Source organism: Caballeronia sp. GAWG1-1 (assembly GCF_023631465.1).
Classification (GTDB): domain Bacteria; phylum Pseudomonadota; class Gammaproteobacteria; order Burkholderiales; family Burkholderiaceae; genus Caballeronia.
Genome location: NZ_JALQDB010000087.1, coordinates 1 through 2,506, shown reverse-complemented (window position 1 = coordinate 2,506; position 2,506 = coordinate 1). Strand labels below are relative to the sequence as shown.

Here is a 2,506-nt window from a genome sequence, read left to right as displayed (position 1 = left end):
CGGTGTCTTGGGTTTGCGTGGCATAACGGCTCCATTTCCATAATGGTAGCCTCACACACAAAATTGCTGACAGTCCCCATTAGCCTAGGCACCGCACCGTTCTTGACTTAGCACAAACCTTCACGGACTTGAAGTGCTTTCGGCAATACGAGTTTGGTCGAAACTGGCCAACAATCTTATAGTGCAATATAGAAACGAAGTGAAAGAACAAGAGCACAATCGAACGCACACGAGCCATGAACTTCTTTAAGTTTATCGGGACTATTCTGTCTTTCGTTGCCAGCCTCTACCCTTTTGGATTGTTGGCACGGCTGCACGGCATCCGGCTACGATTCCTCGCCGAAGCGGCAAAGGTCAGGCTGGATTCGATCTTTACCAATCGTGTTAGCAATCGGTTGTCGGTTGCTAAGTCGGTCACTAAACGTCCACTGCTAAAGCTCACCGGTCATTGAAGAAACCTTCAAAACGCCGATCGTTGATCAACAGAATAACCATCAGTGCCAATATTATTCCCCCGGCGATGTCGCAAAGATAGTGGCCGCCTTGCGTCGGCGTCGAGACAATCATAAACGTATTTAGAACGAAGGAAGCAAGAGCAAATCCGGGGATCCGCCTCAATGAATAGGCAAACAGGATAGCCATTGCCGTATGCATTGACGGCATCGATACAAGCCCTTGGGGATTAGTTAAGTCAATGGTACGGAGCGCGCCTTCACGGAGGGGGAAAAATGTAGAGACAGTTTCCGACGTGCCTGGTTCCATGATGTGAAAATGCAGGAAGGCGCTCGCAGCAGGAAATGCCGTCGCGATTGCGAGGCAGGTAAATGTCGCGACCATCAAGCGTGCAACGTGCTTTATTAGTTCGACCCTGCGTCCCGTAAGTCCGAGAATCACAGGGACAGTGATCATCTGCACCAGACCACTGCTGTACGCCAAACTGAGCACGAAGAGCAACACTGGATGATGTCGGACCCATCGATAGCAGGTGAGCCAGTCGAATCCAACTGCCTGGTCTATCTTGACTAGCCGGTCGTCAATCAATGGTGCCCCAACGGCCGCCGAAAGATGGCTCGATACGCTGGCTGCCGTGCAAAATGCGGCGAGAGCAATCATCCATCGCCCGGTGAACGCGAGGTCTCGCAGCCGCGCTATCCACGCCTCGTTCCCGGCATGCACAGTCCTGGTTCGGTAACTTGTCCAGCAGATGACCAAGACAAGTGCACTGAATGCCGCGAGCGCATGTGACGATGCGCCAAACGCAATGCGAAGACCGGATGCGCGCAGCCAGAGTAAATCGGCGAGCACAATAGCGCCGATTACCAACCATGCTGCCAAATAAGATGTCAGCGCTCTGAACGGGTTCTTCGAGTGTTCGCTAATGATTGCGTTTTGCGATATGTCCATTTTCTAACCGAGATAATGAGTCGGCGACTTTGCGCGTGCGACGCTGTCACTGATTTTATCGGCACGCTTTGCAAAGATCTTTAGGCTTCAATCGCGGCGACGTTTGGATTTACGTACCACTCAGTAGATGAACAATCTCGAATGCTCGTAGACCAGGCCAACGTTTAGTCCGGGTGCAATGACGGTATGAATAACCTGGCAGTCGGCCAACGACCCCATGTGCAGACCGCAGCCGTCCGATGCGGAAGCGCCATCCAAAAACGGTCCTCGACATTAGGCGGACGTCCGTTTTTTGGCCGACCAGAGCGCAAGGATGATCTCCTGCGTGCGCTCGTTACAAACGTGCTAGGGACCCGACCCACTGCGATCTGGGACAAGCGGCCGAAGCGCATCTTCTCGGGGCAGTTCTGCCGGAGCATCGCCGGCAAGTCCATAAACCTCGATACCACTTAATAAACCTGCACTCTCGAATATGAATATTCCGGCTGGCGCATCGTCCGGACCGAACAAAAAGTCCCCGGGGATGTTTACGCCTAGTGGGGCGGATTCGCGGCCCTTCAATTGGAAATTGATCGACCCACAGCCGCAGGGGCAGCGCCACGGCGTCACCTCCGCAACTGCGAGTTGTTCAAGAAACGCTCGCGCCGTCGGCCTGCGTGCTCAAGCATCCAACGAGCGAGCGACATCTCTGACCCAGACAGCGGACGGTTCGTTTCGAGAGAATTCATAGAGTAAGAGTTCAGCTGGCGACGCCAGTCTAGTAGGCCGGGTAAGGTGGAAAGTGTCGTCGTGGAGTCAAAAATTGTCGACGATTTTCGCCGGTCTGTCGAACGGCCGGTTGTGGCCGATCGCAGCCGTTCCCGCTAAATCATCCAGTCGATCCCGCAAGGTCAACCCGGGAGTTCAAATATGCGAGGTTCGCGAGAACACGGCCGTTTTCTTGACTTGCTCGTTCTGGATTCTCGTCGGGTCGTCCGCATTTTTGTGTGCGAGGCGGTTAGCGGAGTCACCCGCGTGCGTTGGTAAAACGCTCTCCAAACAGGATGGCAAACTGGTTCATCGCGGACGACCAGTCGAACGCCGCGCGTACTGACTTTGCCAG

The 2,506-nt window shown here is 54.1% G+C and carries 2 protein-coding genes; one reads left to right on the top strand and one right to left on the bottom strand.

What is annotated here, in order from left to right; all coding sequences use genetic code 11:
* The first annotated feature begins 236 nt into the window (after positions 1-236).
* Positions 237-452 (top strand): hypothetical protein, encoded by a 216-nt coding sequence (locus NCT03_RS33525; protein ID WP_250495500.1) that lies wholly within the window; start codon positions 237-239, stop codon positions 450-452.
* Here NCT03_RS33525 and NCT03_RS33520 read toward each other — a convergent pair.
* The gene (locus NCT03_RS33520) at positions 439-1,404 is read right to left on the bottom strand and encodes a phosphatase PAP2 family protein (RefSeq protein ID WP_250495499.1); all 966 of its coding nucleotides are present in this window, start codon (positions 1,402-1,404) and stop codon (positions 439-441) included. The two genes, NCT03_RS33525 and NCT03_RS33520, sit on opposite strands and share 14 nt — an antisense overlap.
* Between the last annotated feature and the right edge of the window lie 1,102 nt (positions 1,405-2,506).

Excerpts from the sequence above, each read along its gene's own strand:
- NCT03_RS33525 (WP_250495500.1), top strand. The coding sequence starts at position 237 with ATGAACTTCTTTAAGTTTATCGGGACTATTCTGTCTTTCGTTGCCAGC.
- NCT03_RS33520 (WP_250495499.1), bottom strand. The coding sequence starts at position 1,404 with ATGGACATATCGCAAAACGCAATCATTAGCGAACACTCGAAGAACCCG.